Annotated in this window: 18 protein-coding genes; 6 read left to right on the forward strand and 12 right to left on the reverse strand. The window is 70.0% G+C overall.

Going from position 1 to position 18,179, the window contains the following annotated elements; translation table 11 throughout:
• Positions 1-2: 2 nt before the first annotated feature.
• The 9 genes from AB0O36_RS29455 to AB0O36_RS29495 all read right to left on the reverse strand — a co-directional run bounded on the left by AB0O36_RS29455 (position 3) and on the right by AB0O36_RS29495 (position 9,394).
• On the reverse strand, positions 3-2,423 hold the full coding sequence (locus AB0O36_RS29455; RefSeq protein WP_365115518.1) for a DNA translocase FtsK: 2,421 nt from the start codon (positions 2,421-2,423) through the stop codon (positions 3-5).
• 123 nt (positions 2,424-2,546) lie between these two features.
• A complete protein-coding gene (locus AB0O36_RS29460) occupies positions 2,547-4,625 on the reverse strand; it encodes a hypothetical protein (protein ID WP_365115431.1) in 2,079 nt (692 codons plus the stop codon).
• A gap of 350 nt (positions 4,626-4,975) precedes the next feature.
• Positions 4,976-6,721 carry a DUF2637 domain-containing protein gene (locus tag AB0O36_RS29465; protein ID WP_365115433.1) on the reverse strand — a complete coding sequence of 582 codons (1,746 nt, stop codon included), beginning with the start codon at positions 6,719-6,721 and terminating at the stop codon, positions 4,976-4,978.
• Positions 6,718-6,981: a hypothetical protein gene (locus AB0O36_RS29470; RefSeq protein ID WP_261993732.1), complete on the reverse strand. Its 264-nt coding sequence runs from the start codon at positions 6,979-6,981 to the stop codon at positions 6,718-6,720. The genes AB0O36_RS29465 and AB0O36_RS29470 overlap by 4 nt, the downstream gene beginning before the upstream one ends.
• Before the next feature lie 212 nt (positions 6,982-7,193).
• Positions 7,194-7,403: a hypothetical protein gene (locus tag AB0O36_RS29475; RefSeq protein WP_365115434.1), complete on the reverse strand. Its 210-nt coding sequence runs from the start codon at positions 7,401-7,403 to the stop codon at positions 7,194-7,196.
• 147 nt (positions 7,404-7,550) lie between these two features.
• On the reverse strand, positions 7,551-7,865 hold the full coding sequence (locus AB0O36_RS29480) for a WhiB family transcriptional regulator (RefSeq protein WP_365115435.1): 315 nt from the start codon (positions 7,863-7,865) through the stop codon (positions 7,551-7,553).
• Between the two features lie 159 nt (positions 7,866-8,024).
• Positions 8,025-8,210, reverse strand: a complete 186-nt coding sequence (locus AB0O36_RS29485; protein ID WP_365115436.1) for a hypothetical protein — start codon at positions 8,208-8,210, stop codon at positions 8,025-8,027.
• Positions 8,207-8,410 (reverse strand): hypothetical protein, encoded by a 204-nt coding sequence (locus AB0O36_RS29490; protein ID WP_365115438.1) that lies wholly within the window; start codon positions 8,408-8,410, stop codon positions 8,207-8,209. Before AB0O36_RS29490 ends, AB0O36_RS29485 begins: the two co-directional genes overlap by 4 nt.
• A 174-nt stretch (positions 8,411-8,584) precedes the next feature.
• Positions 8,585-9,394, reverse strand: a complete 810-nt coding sequence (locus tag AB0O36_RS29495) for a hypothetical protein (protein ID WP_365115440.1) — start codon at positions 9,392-9,394, stop codon at positions 8,585-8,587.
• A gap of 267 nt (positions 9,395-9,661) precedes the next feature.
• Between AB0O36_RS29495 and AB0O36_RS29500 the strand changes: the two genes are divergently transcribed.
• The 3 genes from AB0O36_RS29500 to AB0O36_RS29510 all read left to right on the forward strand — a co-directional run bounded on the left by AB0O36_RS29500 (position 9,662) and on the right by AB0O36_RS29510 (position 11,936).
• Positions 9,662-10,135: a GntR family transcriptional regulator gene (locus AB0O36_RS29500; RefSeq protein WP_365115441.1), complete on the forward strand. Its 474-nt coding sequence runs from the start codon at positions 9,662-9,664 to the stop codon at positions 10,133-10,135.
• A gap of 203 nt (positions 10,136-10,338) precedes the next feature.
• A complete protein-coding gene (locus tag AB0O36_RS29505) occupies positions 10,339-11,376 on the forward strand; it encodes an AAA family ATPase (protein WP_365115443.1) in 1,038 nt (345 codons plus the stop codon).
• Positions 11,373-11,936: a guanylate kinase gene (locus AB0O36_RS29510; RefSeq protein WP_365115445.1), complete on the forward strand. Its 564-nt coding sequence runs from the start codon at positions 11,373-11,375 to the stop codon at positions 11,934-11,936. Before AB0O36_RS29505 ends, AB0O36_RS29510 begins: the two co-directional genes overlap by 4 nt.
• A 7-nt stretch (positions 11,937-11,943) precedes the next feature.
• On the opposite strand, the gene AB0O36_RS29515 is transcribed toward AB0O36_RS29510, so the two are convergent.
• Complete coding sequence (locus AB0O36_RS29515; RefSeq protein ID WP_365115447.1) at positions 11,944-12,783, reverse strand: DUF1932 domain-containing protein; 840 nt, start codon at positions 12,781-12,783, stop codon at positions 11,944-11,946.
• A gap of 4 nt (positions 12,784-12,787) precedes the next feature.
• Positions 12,788-13,432: an HAD family hydrolase gene (locus AB0O36_RS29520; RefSeq protein ID WP_365115449.1), complete on the reverse strand. Its 645-nt coding sequence runs from the start codon at positions 13,430-13,432 to the stop codon at positions 12,788-12,790.
• 93 nt (positions 13,433-13,525) lie between these two features.
• Between AB0O36_RS29520 and AB0O36_RS29525 the strand changes: the two genes are divergently transcribed.
• From AB0O36_RS29525 to AB0O36_RS29535, 3 genes are all read left to right on the forward strand, one after another.
• Complete coding sequence (locus AB0O36_RS29525; protein WP_365115451.1) at positions 13,526-13,822, forward strand: helix-turn-helix transcriptional regulator; 297 nt, start codon at positions 13,526-13,528, stop codon at positions 13,820-13,822.
• A gap of 713 nt (positions 13,823-14,535) precedes the next feature.
• Positions 14,536-16,008: a transcriptional regulator gene (locus tag AB0O36_RS29530; RefSeq protein ID WP_365115452.1), complete on the forward strand. Its 1,473-nt coding sequence runs from the start codon at positions 14,536-14,538 to the stop codon at positions 16,006-16,008.
• A 10-nt stretch (positions 16,009-16,018) separates the two neighbouring features.
• The gene (locus AB0O36_RS29535; protein ID WP_365115454.1) at positions 16,019-16,846 is read left to right on the forward strand and encodes a DciA family protein; all 828 of its coding nucleotides are present in this window, start codon (positions 16,019-16,021) and stop codon (positions 16,844-16,846) included.
• Between the two features lie 131 nt (positions 16,847-16,977).
• Here the strand turns inward: AB0O36_RS29535 and AB0O36_RS29540 are convergent, their stop codons facing one another.
• Positions 16,978-18,012 (reverse strand): DUF6083 domain-containing protein, encoded by a 1,035-nt coding sequence (locus AB0O36_RS29540; RefSeq protein WP_365115456.1) that lies wholly within the window; start codon positions 18,010-18,012, stop codon positions 16,978-16,980.
• Between the last annotated feature and the right edge of the window lie 167 nt (positions 18,013-18,179).

An 18,179-nucleotide genomic window follows, 5' to 3' on the forward strand; every position in this document is an offset into this window, starting at 1 on the left:
GGTCACTCCTTGGTGTGCGAAGCGGTGGCGGCCACGAGGCCCAGCGCGCCCAAGTCGCGTGCGCTGTAGCCGAGTTCGTCGGCCAGCCTCATCACTACCACCTCCAGGTCCTGCGTCGAGACCAGGATGTCGCGTGCCTTGGAGCCCTCAGCGGGGCCGACGATGCCGTGGCCGTGGAGGAGTTCCATCAGCTGCTCCGCGAGGGCGAAGCCGATGCGCAGCTTGCGCTGGAGCATCGAGGCGGACCCGAACTGGGTGGAGACGAGCAGTTCGGCGGCCTGGAGGACCAGGCCGCCGTCGATGCCCTCGGGCAGCAGCTCCGTCCCGGCCGTCTCGACCGGGGCGGTGCTGGGCTGCTGGGCTGCGGCCTCCCGGGCGATGTAGCGGGTGTACTGCCCGGAGTCGTCCTTGATGGCCTTGCCGTCCTTGGCCCACGCCTGGAGCCAGCCGCCGACCGTGCGCGGCGCCGGGGTGGCCTCGTCGCCGAGCAGCTGCCTGAGCATCTCATGCAGGGCCTTGGGCGCGTACCCGGTTTCGCCGGCGGCGACCAGGAGCTCCCAGCCCTTCTCCCGTACATCGACCGGGAGGGAGGGGCGGGGGAGCGGTACCGCCTGCGGGGCGGCGGCCGGGGCCGCGGGGACGGGGATCGGCCCGGACGTCGGGTCGAGGCTGGCGTTGACGGCGGCGAACAGCTCCGCCGCGCCGCCGAAGCCTTCGAAGCCCTGTGGCACCGTGACGGCCGGGGCGGCCGCGGGGTGGCCGGCGACCCGGGCGGTGGCCGGGTCGGAGGCGAGCAGGGTAGCGGCGTCGATGATCTCCCCGGCGTTGTCGATGGCGTGCTGCGCGGACTCGGTGAGCGTCTGGCCCTTGTAGAGGTCGGGCAGGGTGCGCGCCCACCGCTGCGGGTAGTGCGCGCCGCTCTCCACCGACGCGGACAGCTGGTCCAGCTTCGGGCGCCGGGCGGCGGTCGCGGCGCAGATCTTGTCGGTGAGTTCGTCGACCAGGCGCCACACCTTCATCGCGGTGGGCTTCTTGGGCCCGAGGCGGGTGTGCATCGTCCAGCCGGCGCCCGCGACAGGGGCGTCCTTCGGGTCGATCTTGATGTAGCCGGGGAAGAGGTAGGCGAGCTCTTCGGCGTCGGAGACGGTCATGCCGACGCGCCACTTCGCCTGGATCTTCATGGTGGCGGTGACGACGTCCTGGGTGGCGCGCAGGCCGCAGACGAGGTTGCGCACGCGCATCGCGCGGCCCTCTTCGGCGACCTTGTCGAGCATCTCCTTGACGTCGAAGGGGAGGGAGGCGGTCTCGTCGGTGATGATGACGATGCCGGGGATCTCGTGGGAGATCGGCAGCTTGTTGTCGGTCTTCTTCTCGCGCATCAGCTGCTGGTAGCCGGCCTTGCGGGCGGCGATGATCTCTCCGGCCATCTTGAGCATGAGCCGGGCTTCGTCCTCGGTGTGCGCGATCCAGTCGACGATCGGCGCGGAGGCGAGGCCCTCGGTGGCCCACGGGGTGATCCACGGGAGGGCGACGCCGCCGCCGGTGATGTCAATGGCCCAGATCAGCGCGTCGGGCATGCGGGCGAGCTGGCCGGTGACGACGCGCAGGGTGTTGGTCTTGCCTGCGTCGGTCTCGCCGATGAGGATGCCGCAGTCGTTGCAGAGACTGCCCAGGGCCTGCTTGCCGTTGCGGTGCAGGCCGAAGGGGAACCGCTCGGTGAGCGTCAGCTCGGAGAAGTCCTCGGGGTAGGGGATGTCCTCGCTGATGACGTCCTTGAGGGTGACCTCGACAAGGATCGTGCCGCGGTGGGTGCCGGGGAAGATCTCGACGCCGCAGCCGTCGGCGAGGCGCAGGTCGGAGGCGAACTTCGGGCCGTAGCCGTTGAGGTCCGCCACGTCGGCGCCGCCGGAGGGCAGGTCGATCTCCACGGTGTAGCCGACCTTCTCAGGCCAGTGCTGCACGTCCTTGCCGACGCAGTTCTCCAGCCGGGCGACGCGCTTCATGCGGTCTTCCCAGTCGCGCAGGATGCCGACCGACTCGCGGCGCAACTTCAGCAGGCGCTTGCGCTCGGAGCGGTTGGGCTCCGAGCGGGTCGCGGAGGCGTTCGCGGCGATGCCGACGGCGACCAGGCCCAGGCCGGTGGCCCAGCCGGTGGAGGTGAGGGGCGCGGTCGCCAGCGCCCAGGACGCCCAGCCTGCCGCGGTGACCCAGGACAGGGCGCGGGTGGTAAGGGTGCCGACGGTGGTGCCCTCGCGCAGGTCGTGGACGGCTCCGGCGGCGGCCGCGAACCCGAGGGGAATGGCGGCGGCCTGCCAGGGCAGTCCGGTGAGCGGGGCGAGCATCACCATCGAGGCGGCGGTCTCGCTGGCGTATCCGAGGAAGGTGGTGTGGCCGCTGGGCAGCGACCAGTCCCAGTGACGCATGGACATGGGGAAGTTCTCCGTCCTGGTGAGGAAGGCGGGGCGAGGCAACAGCAGGGGAGCCGGTGGCCGGCCCTTGGGGGGCGGCCACCGGCTCCTGGTTCGCGCTCGGGGTGGGGGAGAAGGTCAGCGGGGGGTGTTCCACATGGCCTCGGCGGCCGGGCCCTTGCGGGGGTTGGTGTTGTGGCTAATCTCCAGCTGGTGGTCCTCGAGGAAGAGCTTCGCGGCCATGTCGGCGTCGTCGGCCGCCGCCCGGATCATCGTGACCAGCGTGCCGAGCTCGTCGGTGACGCGGTCGTCGACCGGGTACAGGTCGCGGGTGCGCTGGTGCAGGGCCTCGATCGCGTCGGCCAGGGCGTTGAGCCCGTAGCCCATGCCCTGGTACTCGGAGCCGACCTGCATCATGTGGACCGGGTCGAAGGTCCGGTAGAGCACGGCCATCAGGACGCAGCCCGACTCAATCCGGCCGGGCTGGAACATCGCGGCCGCGTCCGCGGAGGCCCCGTTCGGGGTGACGTTCCACATCCACTCGTTCGTCCTCGGTGCGACGATCCGCTCGATGTCGAACGCGTGGGCGTAGCGGAAGAGGGCGACCATGTTCTCCGCGCGGGAGGCGGCGTTGACCATCCGCTGCGCCGCCTCGGCGAGCTTGGCGATGGCCCGCTTGGAGCACGGGTACTTCTGGTCGGAGTTGACGGCCATCTGCTGAAGGGCCATCGCCGCGGCGCGGATGCCGTTGGGCAGACCGGCGTACTCGGCGGCGACCTCCATCATGCTGGTCGGGCTGTAGCCGGTGTACGAGGAGTGCGTGGCGCGCATGGCCAGGGCGAAGCGGGAGTTGTTGCCGTCCAGCACGGCGGTGCCGGCGGCGAGGGAGGGTCCGGTCACGTCGGTGTCCTTCCGGGGGTCGTTGACGGTGAGGTTGAGCTGGTCCGCCTTGGCTTCCTTGTCGTGGCGGGCCTTGGAGCGGCGGAAGAAGAACCGCCAGATTTGTCCGGCGGTCCGGACGGGGAAGGCGAACCCATGGAGCGGGTCGCGGTGCTTGGTGATCAGGCGCCAGGTGCCCCACAGGATGCCGAGCGGCAGGGTGAGGAGTCCGGCGAGCCCGGCGAGGAGTCCGGCTCCGGCGCAGCGGGCCCAGTGCCCGAGCTTGCGGGCGGCGATCCGGCGCATCCGGTACAGGCGGCCCGTCACCGGCCCGGCCTTGGTGCCGGAACCGGTGCCGGAGCCGCCGGCGGTACCGCCCCCCTTGTTCTTCTTGGAGCGACGGAGCTTGCCCGCCCAGCCGCGCATCTTCTGCATCGCGCGCCCGAGGCGGGACTTCGCCGGGGTGGTGCTGCCGGTGCTGCCGGACCCGGAGCCGTTGGAGCCGCCGGAGGAACCGGCGTTGCCGGTACCCGCGCCGCCGTTGTTGCGGCGCATCTTGTTGCCCCAGCCCTTGAGGGTCTGCCACGCCTTCCCGGTGCGGGACTGCTGACCGGCGCCGGCCTTCCCTCCGGGACCGTTCTTCCCGCTGCCGGTGCCCTTGGGGGTGTTGGCGCTGGGGCTGGTGCCGTTGCCCTGGCCGCCGTTTCCGCGGCCGCCCTTGCCGAGCAGTCCGCCCAGGCCGCGCCCGTTCTTCCCGGACCCGCCGCTGCCGGTGCCGTGGCCGGAGCCGCCGCCTGCGGCGTGGCGGCCGCCGGGGCGCTTGCCGCCGCCGGGGCCGGTGGAGCCGGGGCCGTTCATCCGCCCGCCGCCGTTGTTCATCCGGCCGCTGCGGTTGTTCATCTTGCCGCCGCCGCCCGCGCCGCTGCCTCCCCGGCCGCGACCACCGCCGCGCCCGAGCAGACCGCCCTTGCCCGCGCCCCCTCCGGCCCGGCCGGAGCCGCCGCCGGAGCGGTTCGCGGCGGCGTTCTTGCGGGCGGCGGAGACCTTCGAGCGCTTCTTCCGCCCGGCGAGCGCGGCAGCGGCGACGGCCACTCCGGCCGCGCCGGCGGCGATGAGTCCGGGCACTCCGGCGACGCCGTAGGCGATGCCCGTGGCGATTCCGGTTGCGTTCGTGCCGTGGACGATGAGCGGCAGCGCCTGGGGGCGGCCGCGGCTGGTCTTCTTCTTCTCCGGGGCCGGGTCGGTGGCCTCCGAGGGCTCGGTGACGATGGTGTATTCGTCGGTGTCCGCGCCCTCGGCGGTGGTGGTGTCCGGGGGCGCGGTCGCGGTGTCTGCCACGACGGATCTCCTCACATTGCGTAGCGGAGAGGCGAGGCGACGCGAGGTGAGGGCAGAGACCCCCTGTCACCCCCGCTTGGAGGGCTCAGCAGGGGACTGGGAGGGGGTTTCGCCCTCGCCTCGCCTCGCTTCGCCTCGCCTCGCCGCTACTTTCCGTAAACGGCGGGGTCGGGGGTGCAAAGGGTGCTTTCCGGGCCGTAGGTCGGCCTGGTCCGTGCTGGTGGAGCGTGTGACGCGGTCGGCCTGGCGGCCGCGGCCGGCCCCCGCAGCGCTCTGCCCGGCGGTGTGCCAAGCAGACGGTGCGAGGGACGACCGTGGGGGCCAGGAGGACCCTCGGATCTGGTTCCGTTTCAGGCTGCGGCCTGCTCCGGAGCCTCGTTGCCGCCGCCCTTGAGGAGCTCGACGGCGCGGGTCTTGCGGTCCTGCGCGGAGCCGGTGGAGATGCCCAGTTCGTCGGCGATGACGCGGACGGTCACCGTGCTCTCGCCCCGGGCCTCGATCATCGCGACGACCCGGTGCACGTCCCAGTCGACCTGCGACATCCGGGCCAGGGCCGCGGCCTCGACCGCGCGGGCCTCGTGTTCAGCGGCCCGCGCCCGGTGCTGCGCCGCTTCCTCGACCGCGGCCGCCTCCCGGGCCTTCGAGGCGGCGATCTCCTCCTTGTCGCGCTGCTCCTGCCGGGTCGTGTTCAGGGTCGCGGCGCGGTGTTCAGCCTCCTTCCGCTCGTGTTCAGCGGCCTCTTCGAGGGCCTTCTTGGTGGCGGCGTCGGCTGCGGCCCGGCGCTGCTCCTGCTCGGCGATGCCGGCCTTGCGGGCGAGCTCGTCGCGCTGGGCGCGGGCGGCAGCGTCGGCCTGGATCCGGCGCTCGGCCTCGGTGGCCTCGGTGGCCATCTGCTGCTTCTCCAGACCCCAGCTGGCCTGCACCTTCTCCCGGTCGATCTGGGCGAGGGTGCGCCGCTTCTCGGTCCCGTCGAAGAGCTCCTGGGCCTCGGCCGCAGCCTGGTCCTCGGCGAGCTTGAGCGCGTGCTGACGCTTGGCTTCGCGCAGTTGAGCATCGGCCTCGGCGCGCTGAATCTCCGCCTGAGCCTCGCGCTCCGCTTCGGCGCGGGCGATCTTCAGCTGACCCTCGGAGCGGATCCTGTCGACCTCTGCCTGAATGCGAGCGGCCCCGAGTTGAACATCGGCCTTGACTCGCTGAACCTCAGCCGCGGTCCGCTGAAAGGCCGCGTCCGCGAGACGCTTGGCCTCCCGGACTTCCTCCATCAGCGGGACCGCCAGGGCCTCGTCGACTGAAAGCCCGACCTTGGCGAGTTGAAAGGGGGCCAGCTCCTCCTGAACGGCCTTCCGGCGCCAGCGGCGGGTCTGGTACTTCGAGGCGAGGCGCTGCTCGTAAACCATCCACTCCTTGTGGTGGGCGAGCGCGACCTCGTAGTCGGTGATCTCGTCCTGCCGCATCAGCTTCCAGATCCGCCACGTCGTCCGCGGCTGGCACAGCCACCGCGTCAGGCGGATCTTGCCCATGCGGCGCGCGCCGTGGACCTCGCCGATGTGGGCCGCGTACAGGTGCGCGGCGATCTCGGAGAAGATCACCCACAGGGCGGCGAGGCCGGCGTGGCCGACCTGCGCGGGCAGGGTGTTGGCGGCCTCCCAGTTGAGGTAGATCGTCAGGACCGTACCGCCGCGGGGCACCCACTTGATCCACCACAGCGGGCGCCGGGCGCGGATCAGCAGCAGGTTGACGATGCCGAAAGCCAGGATCGACAGGTCGATGCCGACCGGCAGCAGCCACGGGTCCTCCCAGCCCCAGCCGCCCTGGGAGGCCGGCAGCGCGGCCTTGTCGTACAGGGCGCCGAAGCTGCTGTAGAGACCGAGGACTGCGACGCCGGTACCAAGCAGGACGCCGAAGACGGCGAGCCACAGCTCCCACTTCGCGTAGCCGCGCTCCTGTTCCTGCTCCGGTTCGTCGGCGTCGTGCGCGAGGTCCTGGTCGTGCTGGTCGTCGGGGTGGTCGGCCGGGTCGGTGACGTCCCAGGATCGCGGGTCGTCGTCGCCGTCCGGGCGGATCACGTCGGGCTTGCGGAAGTCGACGGCGGTCATGTGCTGGTCTCCGGGTCGTCGGTCGAGGTGAACGGGGTGAGGGCCAGGCCCACGCACAGCCGGACCAGGCCGAAGACGGCGAGGCCGACGGTCAGGTGCAGGCAGGTGGGCCACAGGCCGTTCGTGAACAGGTCGAACAGGGCGAGGACGGTGGCGACCAGCGCGGTGAGCGTGGCCAGCAGCGCCGTGAGCGGGCTGTGCGCCACGTACGTGTCGTCCGTCGTCTTGTCGGGGGCCGGGGTCGTGGTCGTCGTACTCACCGGGCACCCCCGCTGGTAGCGTTGGCCATGCGAATCGCTCCTTGTCAGCGGATCGCGAGAACAAAGGAGAGGCCCCCTGACCGGGGCCTTTCTGCTTTGTCGAGCCATCTCCGGCTCTCCGGCTCCGCCACGGCCTGGTCGGTCGTGGCGGATCGGGAGAACCGCCGGCCCCGGCGCGGAGGTGGACTCCGGCCGGGGCCGCGGCGGGTGGTTCAGGACTTCGCCTTGCCGTCGCGGTGCTCCTGGAGGTACTGGGCGAGCTGGATCTTCACGCTCGCCATGCCGGTGTAGGCGTTCATCGCCGCCCACACGCCGTGGTTCTCCTCGGCGCGCAGGAGCAGGTCGTACGCCTCGGCGACCAGGTCGTCAGGCTTGGCGTCGATGCGGCGCAGCGGGCTGATCATGCGGGCGAACATCCCCATGAAGGGCTCCTTCAAGGTGTGGCTCCTGGACTGTCACCAGGAGCAGGTCGCGGATCAACGGGGCGGCCCGGGGAGCGGGCCGCCGATGTGCGGTGGTGCTGCGGGGCGGGCGGCGAGTTGGCCGGCGCTCCCGCCGGGCGGGAGGGGTCAGGCCGCGTTGCGGGCCCGGTTGCGGGCTGCGCGGCGCTTCATGGCGCGGCGCTCGTCCTCGCTGAGCCCGCCCCAGACACCCGAGTCCTCGCCGAGCTCCAGCGCCCACTGGAGGCAGGTCTCCATGACGGGGCAGCGGCGGCAGACGGCCTTGGCTTCCTCGATCTGGAGCAGCGCCGGGCCGGTGTTGCCGATGGGGAAGAACAGGTCGGGGTCCTCCTCGCGGCACGCGCTGCGGTCCCGCCAGTTCTTGTTGACCGGCGCGTCGGCGGAGGGGGCGTAGCTGGTGCGTACGATGGTGGGGCGATTCATCAGGGCCTCCCAGAAGGTCCAGTGCAAGAGACAGCCCCGGGGTAGCCGCCCCGGGGCTGTTGCGTGTTGTGGCGGCCGGATGGCCGGAGCGGGCGGGAGCTCCCGGCGCTCTCCGCCGGCCCCGGCCGGACGGCGCGGGGACGACGGGCAGGGCCGGGTTCAGCGCTGCTTCTTGGAGCGGTTGTTGTAGGCGTCCTGGAGCTTGGCGAACCGCTCGTGGATCGGTGCCCCGACCTCGCACGGCTGCTCGGCCTGGCAGGCCGCGCAGGCACCGAGGTGCGTCGTGGAGTCCTCGAACGCCTTCATGTACCGCACGTACAGGTCGTCGGTCGGGCGGGCGGTCATCGGCCGCTGCCCTGTGAGGAGCGCTTGTTGACCTCGGCGAGCTTCCTGCTCAGCTCGTCGGGGTCGTCGGCCATCAGGGGGCGGACCAGCTGGTAGAAGCGGTCGGTCTCGTCCCGCTCCGGGCCGAGCTGGTTGTCCTCCTCCTCCATGTCGCTGTAGACGCCGTTTGACGGGTCCACGGGGAGAGGGCGTGCGATCATGTCGAGCATCAGGTCCTCCGAGTCAGGTCCTGGACAGCCCCGGGGGCGCAATCCTCGGGGCTGTCGCTGTTCACTCCCCGGCTGGGGAGTTGACTGCTGTACGAGCAGCCACGGCCCCGGCCGCCCTGTCATGCGGGGCGGCCGGGGCCGTGGTCGATCGTCTCGGTTTGCGGGTCAGGCGGCCGACGGGGCCGAGTTCCTCTGCTCGTACCGCTTGCCCAGTTCGGCCTGCCGCCGGTCGTGCGCCTCGGCGTCCTGCGGTGCCAGCGGGAGCTGAGGGCCGCGGAACTCGGAGAGCGAGCCCGCGATGCGCTCCGCACAGCGGTTGTTCGCCGTCTCGACCTCCTCGCCGCCTCGCTTGGCCCACTGCGCCCTGCGGACAGCCGGCGCCGTGAGCTTCCGCACGGTGCGGCGCTCCCGGCGCTCCTGCTCGTCGCGGGCCTCGCGGCGGGCGGGCTCCTGGTTGAGCGCGAGGACGTACCGGCGAGCCAGGATGCCGCCGTCCGTGCAGTGCTGGCCCTTGACGCAGAGCGTGCAGCCCTTGCGGTGGGCGAGGTAGGACTGGCGGGACATCTCCAGCGTGACCTCGGTGTTGATCCGGGAGACCGGAGCGGCCGGGGCCGGGAGGGGCTTGTAGAACTGCTGGGCGGCGCGCCGGTTCTCCTGCGGCATCGCGTCGCGCAGCAGGCGGTTCTGCCGGGCCTGCCAGCGCTGTACGTCGATGTCGATGACGACGACCTGGTCGGTGCCGGGGCAGAGGGTGTGCTTCTCGCCCTCGGCGAGCTTGTCGGAGATGCAGTGCTCGCGGATCTTGAGGACCGTGTCGCCCGTGATCCGGCGCCAGGTGCGGCAGTCAGGGCAGGCGATCGACTTCACTTCGCCGGGTCGGACGTTGTAGTCCTCCGGGGCCATGCTGCTGAGCCTGAGCGCCTCACGGCGGTTCGTGTTCTTGGTCCGGACGCGGCCGGGACGCTTGCGGGGCATCGAATCCTCCTGACGTGGATCGGGTGCGGGTGCTGCCTTCTCTGCCGCGCCAGGCCAACCTTTGGCGGTTGGTCCTGGCGGACAGACAGCGCAGCAGCGCCGTTCGAGGTGGATCAGGTGGAGCTATTCGGTACAGGCGTCTCGGCCGGGGGAGCTCGGCTCACCCCACTGCCTCCCGCCCCGGAGGGCAGAGACTCCCGCTGTTTCACGGTGGTACTCACTCGCTGCTCTCAGAAAGCCACGAGCTTTACGTACAAGGTGCACTATGTGTATAAGGTTGTCAAGGAGGTGTTCCCAATGACGACCCCGACCCTGCACCCACTGCTCTCCGAGCGCATGTGCTGCACTAGGAGCAGCTCAAGCGAGCAGTCACATAGGGAAGGAGCAGCGGTGGGCAATGGTCAGCCGGAGTACCAGCGCGTCATGGAGGACCTCCGCCGACAGATTGCCGCTGGCCATCTCGCAGTCGGAGACCCGATCCCCTCCACAGCCAAACTGGGCTCGCAGTACAACGTTTCCAGCACCGTGGTCCGACGAGCCGTCACCGAGCTCACAGCCGAAGGTCTCCTGTACGGACAGGCCGGGAAGGGCGTGTTCGTACAGGCCCGGCCAGCGACCGTCGAACCCACCGAAGGGCAACCGACCACGGCCGAACTCGTTGCCACTGTCAAGAGGCTCGAGACCAGGCTTGATGCCATGGCCGCTCGACTGGAAGCGCTTGAGCGCGAGCGAGAGAGCTGACCGCGTGCGCCGGGTGAGGCAAGTTCGCGGTTCACCGGGTCACCTCCTCATCCGTGGACTGCTTGTCTCTGGAGTAATCACACCCCGAGAGTCGCGGCGGGAACATCACAACGCCTTGTCGAAGCACGTACGCGACCTCATGCACGGGTTTTCAACATCTGCGTACACACCAGTTCTGAGGACCGCGCCATAGGCTCGCGAGCATGACGACGACGGAGGGGGACAGGGTGGGCAAATATCGAGCGGGGTGGACGCCAGACCGGTTGCGCGAGCAGCGCGAGGCCCATGGGTTGACCCTGGAGAAGGCCGGCGAGCGCCTTCGTGAGGTCGCCGAGCAGGCAAAGCTCCGAGGTATCCCCGCTGCCAACCCTCAGACTTTGTGGCAGCACGAGCAGGGTGAGGTATATCCCGGACCGCACTACCGGCGGGCCTACTGCCTCCTGTACCGGGCGACGGAGCCGGACCTGGGCTTTCGAAACGCGCTGCCGGGCGAAGAGACCTCCTTCAAGCTGACGCCGATTGATGACCGCGTCAACGGCGCGCATGTCTTGGCGGTCGAACGGGCAATCCACCGAATCGGGCCCGGCACAGATGAGGCTGACCACTTCGCACTGCAGCAGCGCATTATCGACGCATGGAAGCGCCGGCACACCGGCGGCGACCCGCACCGTCCGGTGCTGATCCTGGTGGGTGGGTACGCCGGGTCGGGGAAGACGGAGCTCGCCCGCTTCTTTGTCCAGCTGACCGGCTGGCCGCTGCTCGACAAGGACCCCCTCACTCGCCCTCTGGTGGAGAAACTGCTGGTTGCACTTGGCGGCGACCCGAACGACCGCCACACCGACCTCTACAAAGACCAGGTTCGTCCCGTGGAGTACGACTGCCTGATGCAGTCGGCCATGGCCAACATCCGGTGCGGGATCAGCACCGTGCTTTCCGCACCATTCATCGCGGAGATGACCGACTCTGCCTGGATGCAGCGCTTGTCCAATCGGGCGAACGCGATGGGCGTCGACGTGTTCCCGGTGTGGGTGCGCTGCGACGAGGAGTCGATGCGGGAGTACATCGGATTCCGCTCGGCAGCCCGAGACGCGTGGAAACTCGCCCGGTGGGAGGAGTACATGGCGACGATCGACCTGGACCTGCGGCCAGCGGTTCCGCACCTGGTCGTCGATAACCGTCTGGGCACCGCGGTGACGCTTGCGGACCAGGCACGCCAGGCGATGGGGGCCATGTACGCATGATCTCGAAGAGGGGAGTCATCCTCTACGGTCCGCCAGCAGCGGGCAAGGACACCGTCACCACCGCGCTCACCGAGCTGAGTCCGGCGTACGCGCAGTTCGCGCGGCTCAAAGTCGGCACGGGCAAGTCCGCTGGGTACCGGATGGGTACAGCCAAGCAGCTCCGCGAGCTGGACGCTGCGGGCGCCGTCGTTTACGCGAACAGCCGGTACGGCAACACCTACGTCATCGACGCGCCCGGGCTGGACGACGCGTTCGCGGCTGGCGTCCCGGTGGTGCACCTCGGGCAGGTCGACGGTGTCCGGGCCCTGGTCGACGGCTACCCAGCGAGCTGGTCCGTGGTGCTGCTGTGGTGCTCTCGCGACGCTACGGCAGAGCGGTCCGTCGGCCGGGGAGACAGGGACACCGCGGCGCGTCTGACGGCGTGGGATGCAACCCGCGAGGATCTGGACGCACACCCGGAGACGGCCTGGGACCTGACGGTGGACACCACGATGGCGTCGCCGCAGGAGGCGGCGCGGCTCATCGACCAGCTGCTGCAGGCGGGGGTATCGACAGCATGAGCGCGGGCTACGGCTGGGCAAGTCGGTCCAGGGCATCGGTGAGCGTGAGCTCGCCGTTGTCCTGGACGTCGTGCCACCGTGCCAGCGTGGATGCGGCCGCCCGCAGCAACTCCGGCGGAAGGCCGGCGGCGGCGAGCGTGTCGGCGGCTTCCTCCAGCTCCGGGCCCCAGCGCCAGGCGCGGGCTGCGGTCTTGGCGATGTACTGCGGTTCGGAGAGGTACGAGTCGGTGCGCTTCGAGGCGACCTCGAGGAGCTCCTGGTCCACGCCGTGCTCGCGCGCCATCCCGACCGCGAGTGCCACCAGGACCCGTGACGTTTTCTGGAAGCTCGTGTACGCCAGTTTCAGCGCGGACGCCTTCCCGACCTCCGTGCCCAGCACCACGGTCCGGACGGCGGTGCCCGCAAAGAGGGCCTCGATCCTCTCGGTCGCCGCGTTCGGCCCGGACATGTACAGGCTCGGTGTTTTACTGCCGATCGGTGGGGAGCCGACGACACCGCCGTCCACGACGGTCGCATCTGGTTCAAGCAGCGCAGTGATGCGCTGCGCCCGCTCCGGGTTGATGGCGTTCGCCTCCACGTACACTCCGGCGAAGCCGTGCCGGGCGACGTCGCGGGCGAGGTACTCGGCTGCTGATGGCGGGCAGAGGCTGATGACGATGTCGCTGCAGTCGAGCAGCGCGGACAGCGTACTTACCGGCGTCAGGCCGAACTGTTCGGCGCGCGCTGCCGACACGCTGCTGCGCCCGGCCTCACACCAGAGGACCGCGGCGGCGTTGGCTGCAGCGCATGCGGCCACTGCGGCACCCATGCTGCCGGGGTGGAGGATGCCGACGGTGGGCTGGTCCACAGTGCTACTCCGAGGTTTCGTTGAGCAGGATGGCGATGGCGTCGGTGGCGTCGTCGACAGTGTGGTCTGCGGCGCGAAGGCCGTCGGGCCAGGGCCGGCCGCAAAGCCAGATGGTGCGCAGACCCGCGTGGTGTCCGCCGCCGATGTCTCCGGCTGGGTTGTCGCCGATCATCCAGCCGCCATCCGCCAGGCTTCGGCCGCAGCTGCTCGCCGCGAGCTCGAAGAGCTCGCGGGCCGGCTTGCGGATCTCCAGGTCGCCGGAGGCCGCGACGCCGTCGACCAGGTTGGCGATGCCGGCTGCGGCGAGCTTGGCCCGCTGGATGTCACCGGCCCCGTTGGTGACGATGCCGATGGTCCAGGCTGCCGCTCGCAGTTGACTCAGGCCCCCGAGGATCTCCGGTCGGCAGGTGACAGCCCCGGCGATCAGATCGACGTACTCCTGCCACAGCTGCTCGGCGGGCTCTGTCAGTCCGAAGTCGGTGCGCAGGCGGGCGAAGTCGCTGGGGTTGGCGCGGTCGGCCAGCACCCCGCGCAGCCACTGCTCGATGGAGGTGTCGAAGGTGTGGGCGCGGCACAGCGCGGTTACGGCGTCGCTGAGTGCGGCCTGACGGTCGATCAGCGTGCCGTCCAGGTCGAAGAGGGCGAGCATGCAACCCACCCTATCGATGGTTTGGTTGACGCCCACAAAGGCCGCTCCCGTGGTGTATCTTTCGGGGCAACATCGATCATGCGAGGTTGGATCATGGCCGACGCGGACCCGTTGCAGCGGGTGAACGCTCTACTGGACGACGTCCTGCCGCCGCCGTGGGTGCGGCAGCAGCTACGCCTCGCCGCGGGCCTCACCCAACTTGAGGTCGCCGAAGCTGTGGGCGTCCAACGCCTCGCTATTGCTCGTTGGGAGCTGGGACAGGTCCAACCGCGCCGGCCTCACCGCGCCGTCTATATCCACCTGCTCAAGCGGCTCGCAGACCGCTTCCCTGAGGCCGCACAGCTGGATGAGGGCATGCCGACGCCGATCTCCGAGAGGGGATCGGGATGACCTAAAGGCCATCGACCGCACGCCAGGCGGATTAACCACCCGCTCCTCGCGCGGCCCGTCTACCGACCGGATTAACCACCCGCGTCGGCCACTCAGGTCCCAGTGACAGCTGGCCCTGAGCCGCGGCTCACCGAGCCGCTCATTTCTCACTCGACCCCTAACCAGGGCCACCGCTACACCGGCCACTCACCACGGCCACCACAGCCGCGTCAGCACCAGCTACGCGCGCTTCACCGCGGCGCCCCCACCACAGGGGCTCTGCGTTTCAGCTCCACCGAGACGAGAGGCGACATCTCCACCCGCCGTTCGGTGTCCGCCCGCTCCTCCCGGAGGGGGCTGCCACCTACATCCACTCACCTACCAGGCCGCTTCGCGGACTGTGTCAGGTTGCATATGGAAGTTGGTGTCCCCGTCATAGTGCACGATCTGGCGTTCACTGAAAAGCCGACCGATGCCCGTTTCATCCCGTTTGAGGCATTGTCGGGCTTCAGTTTGATCAGATTCACAGCCTGGTCTCGCGACAACGCGACCGGTGTCGCATTGCTTGTGCCCGCCGACAGCGTCCCGTCCTGCGGGACGCGCTTCAAGATTCTTGCCCGCCGGGCGGGAGCGAACAGGGCTCTCGCCAGTTCGCGGGCTCTGTCCACAGGGCGCCGCCACGGAGCTCACCGGCCCGCCCGAATGATCTCTATCTCGTCCTTCCGGGCGGGCCGGTGAGCTCCGTGGCGGCGCCGGCCGCCGTAATGCTGCCCGCGCCGCGCCGCGCCGTCGACGACACCCACACGGTCGCCGTGATGCGCCAGCTGTTCGTAGCCGAGGCGTCGCAGTGGCTTTCGACATCTTCGGGCCGAATCGCGGGCGAGGGCTACAGCTGGATGCAGGCGGTCCACTGGGTCGCCGGGTCCGGGCTGTACAACCCGCGCCAGCACAAGTCACACGGGCCGCGCTCCTTCGGCGTATCAACGGTGCGGGTCGCCCAGGAACTGGCGGAGCTGTTCCCATGCCGTCCGGGCATCGAGTACCTGGTGCGCCGTACCCGCCTGTCGGAGCGGACGGTGGAGTACCACCTGCAGATGCTGCGGGAGACCGGGCTACTCGCGTGGATCGTCAAGGGCACCCGGGTGTCCGGCGGTCCGGCCCAGGCGAGCGAGTTCGCGCGGATGATCCCGGTGGAGTTCGACATCGCGCTGGGGATCCGTACGGTGCAGCGGGATGAGGCGGATCCGGCGTACACGCGGGCGGTGTCCGGGATCGCTGAGTCCGGCCGGGAGCTGATCGCGAAGCTGGCGAAGAAGGCGTCCCGGAAGGTGCGGCGGCCGCGGGCGAAGAAGTCCTCGAGGACCCCGGCGAAGGGTGCCCGCCAGGGTGCTGAGCAGTCGGTTGTGACTGCCGTTTCCGGTGAGACCCGTTGCACCCCAAAGCAGGTGGGTACCTCTAGCTGTCCCTCTACCAGTACTACTTCGCTTCCCCCTGAGAGCAAGCTCGCCAGCGGGCAGAGCGATTGCTCCACCCCGAAGAAGGGCAAGCGCAGCCGCCGGAACCTCAACGGCGTGGGCCGCCGCTTCCAGCTGGCTACCGAACTGATCCGGGAAGTCCCCTGGCTGGGCCGCGCGTCGATTCCTCGGATCGCCTGGGTGGCCCGGCACGTCGCTGATGCGGGCTGGAGCGCATCCGAGGTTCAGGCGTGGCTGCACGTCCGGGGCGAGGCCGACACCGTTCACCGCGCCTCGGGACTCCTGGCGACCCTGCTGCACGGCGCCGAGCAGGTCGTCCGGACGCCGGAGGCCCGGGCCTCAATGGTGTCGGAGTGGCGCGACTCCAGGATCGCTGCTGCCCGGCGCCACCAGGAGCTCGAAGCAGTTCCTCAGGGGCCCCGCAGCCGGGCCGCGCAGGCCGCCTGGCTGCCCTACCTCACCGCCCGCCAGGCCCTACCCGCCAACTACGACAAGACCGCGGGCACCGTGGTCGACCAGCACACCGATCTGGGGCTGAGCGCCCAGGAGGCCGCGGACATGCGGGTCCTGGGCTGGAGCGAGTACCGCCAGGGACAGAACAGCCTGGTCCGCTCCATCGTCACCAGCTCCGGCCGGCCCGCCGCCGAGCAGATCTTCGGTGCGGAGCTCGTCCACCGCGCCCTCAATATCCCCCGACCCACCCGTCCGACGACCACCGCCCACCGCCGGTAGGGAGCCTTTCGTGATCAACAACTCGGCCAGCGCCCCTCAGGCCCCGGAATCTGGTGTCGACCTCGCCCGCCAGGCCCTCGCCGCCGCCCGCGCCGCAGCCAAGCAGCGAGGCGCGCGTCCCAGCGGATCCCGCAAGGCACACCGCACCCGCGCCACCAGGCAACCGGACGGCCGCGAGCCCATCGGCTTCCAGCAGCTCCTGGCCAACCTCATCACCGACCGCGCCTGGGAACTCCCCGCAGCCGGAGGCTCCCTCGTAGACGAGTGGCCGACCATCGCCACCGATCTCGCCGGACACGTCGCTCTCGCCGGCTACGACGCGGCCACCGGTGAACTCGCGGTACGCCCCGTCTCCGCCCCGTACGCCACCGCCGCCCGGCTGCACACCCGCCAGATCATCGACGCCGCCAACCACGTCATGCGCTCCACCACTGCCGTCCGCACTCTCCGGATCCTGCCGCCCGGCATCACCCCCACCGCTCCGTACCCAGCCGACACAACCCCCGCCACCCCAGAACCTGCAGTACCCGTCCAGCAGGCCCCGCACTACGAGCAGCCCGCCGGCTACCGCCAGGCTCTCGCGCTGCACCACGCCCACCGCTTCACCCATCGTGCAGACGCCCACATCGCTCAAGCCGCACGCGAGCAAATCCGCACCAGGATCCTCGAACCAGAACACGCCTTCCGCGAAGGGCTCGCTGAAGCCGAGCACCTGCGCGAGCAGGCGGAACGGAACAAGGCCACGAACACCGCAGAATCCCGCGCGCTGGCCCGGGCCCGCAGCGAGAAGGCTGGACTCACCCGCTTACCGCACCAGGCCACCGCAGCCCAGTACTAGCACGGGTGACCTGGTTGCTGCACACTTCTCCGCGCGCTTGGGGCGGGCGCAGCGTCGGAGAGGGTTCCTCAATCGGCTACCGGCGGGCGAACCTGGTCGTAGGCGGCCCGACGCCTCCTGGCTTGGCTTGGTCAGGCGTCCGAATCGGCTTGCCAGCGCCGGTGCGTGATCCGCCGTTTGGTGTACTTGGGCCGGCACTTCCAGCAGAGCCATCCCACCCCCGCGACGAGCTCCTGCTCCGGCACCCGCCCCGTCTTGCCATTCAGGCAGCCCTTCTCCGCACAGCGTGTGCGCTGAGCCTGGCGGATTTCCGGGGTAAAGGTCGCCGCGGTGACGGGCTTGATATAGCGGATGCAGAAGCCATGGCCGATGGGGTCGAAATGCTCGCATTCACGGGGGTGGGCGTCGGGCGCAGTGCTGCCGGTGCCGTGCGACGGGCAGCGTTGGCTGCGCCAGCGGACACTGTCCTGGTAGGTGACGTTGTTGAGGCTCCAGACCCACATGGTCTGGCCCTCCCACAGAGCTGGCTCGTCGAGACGGCCCCTGGGGTAGGGGATCTGCTGTTCGGCCCATTCGCCCTGGTAAATGGCATCCGGATCAAGAACGAGGCCACTGCAGCGCTCTCCTGTGACTTCGGACAGGGCTACACAGCGGAGTTCGCCGACAGTGGTGGGCACCACCATGTGCACAGAGTGGTAAGCGATGATGTCCCGGCACTGCCGATTGACCGGCCTTGCCTCGGGGCCTTCTTCCTCCGGCGTCTCGATCAGGGGAGCGCTGAAGCGCCCCTCGCGAACTGCGGCCTGCATGTTCAGGGACGACTGGCGGTACAGGTCAGCCAGGCCCGGATCCTTGAACTCATCGTGCTCGATTCCCGGACAGACGACCGGATGTGGGATCCAGCAGAAGTCGCCCACGGCTCCCTGCCGGGCGAGGCCAGCATCAACGCTCCACTGCACGTTCTCAGGAACACGAGCGGTCGGGAACTCCCGGGGCAGCAGCGGGATCCGACCGCCATCGGCCCGGTCGTACCACCAGATGGTGTTGTAGCAGTACAAACACCGGCCCACGCTGTCGCGCCGCAGTGCCTTGGAGGGGTTATGCGGGTGCAGGCGCATGGACTGCGACGGCTGGCTGGTGCTGTCCCACGGGGCAGGCGTGCTCACAGGCTCCTTTGTACGGCTACAACGGCCGTCACGTACAGCATGATTGTGGATCTGAGGAGGATTGCCAGTGCTCTATGGCAGGAGGGTGAGTGGAGCAGCGCCTGGACCTTGCCCGGGTTGTGCTGCAGCAGGCCCGGGAGGACGCCCGGCGGCGCCGCGGTGGAGGC

Origin of the sequence: Streptomyces sp. NPDC089799, assembly GCF_040684755.1 — a bacterium.
In the GTDB taxonomy this organism is placed as follows: Bacteria; Actinomycetota; Actinomycetes; order Streptomycetales; family Streptomycetaceae; genus Streptomyces.

What these genes read in the sequence shown, in the direction of transcription:
- AB0O36_RS29465 (WP_365115433.1), bottom strand. Translation starts at nt 6,721, where the DNA reads ATGACCGCCGTCGACTTCCGCAAGCCCGACGTGATCCGCCCGGACGGC.
- AB0O36_RS29520 (WP_365115449.1), bottom strand. Translation starts at nt 13,432, where the DNA reads ATGCTCGCCCTCTTCGACCTGGACGGCACGCTGATCGACCGTCAGGCC.
- AB0O36_RS29455 (WP_365115518.1), bottom strand. Translation starts at nt 2,423, where the DNA reads ATGCGTCACTGGGACTGGTCGCTGCCCAGCGGCCACACCACCTTCCTC.
- AB0O36_RS29495 (WP_365115440.1), bottom strand. Translation starts at nt 9,394, where the DNA reads ATGCCCCGCAAGCGTCCCGGCCGCGTCCGGACCAAGAACACGAACCGC.
- AB0O36_RS29475 (WP_365115434.1), bottom strand. Translation starts at nt 7,403, where the DNA reads ATGGGGATGTTCGCCCGCATGATCAGCCCGCTGCGCCGCATCGACGCC.
- AB0O36_RS29480 (WP_365115435.1), bottom strand. Translation starts at nt 7,865, where the DNA reads ATGAATCGCCCCACCATCGTACGCACCAGCTACGCCCCCTCCGCCGAC.
- AB0O36_RS29525 (WP_365115451.1), top strand. Translation starts at nt 13,526, where the DNA reads ATGGCCGACGCGGACCCGTTGCAGCGGGTGAACGCTCTACTGGACGAC.
- AB0O36_RS29490 (WP_365115438.1), bottom strand. Translation starts at nt 8,410, where the DNA reads ATGATCGCACGCCCTCTCCCCGTGGACCCGTCAAACGGCGTCTACAGC.
- AB0O36_RS29485 (WP_365115436.1), bottom strand. Translation starts at nt 8,210, where the DNA reads ATGACCGCCCGCCCGACCGACGACCTGTACGTGCGGTACATGAAGGCG.
- AB0O36_RS29505 (WP_365115443.1), top strand. Translation starts at nt 10,339, where the DNA reads ATGACGACGACGGAGGGGGACAGGGTGGGCAAATATCGAGCGGGGTGG.
- AB0O36_RS29510 (WP_365115445.1), top strand. Translation starts at nt 11,373, where the DNA reads ATGATCTCGAAGAGGGGAGTCATCCTCTACGGTCCGCCAGCAGCGGGC.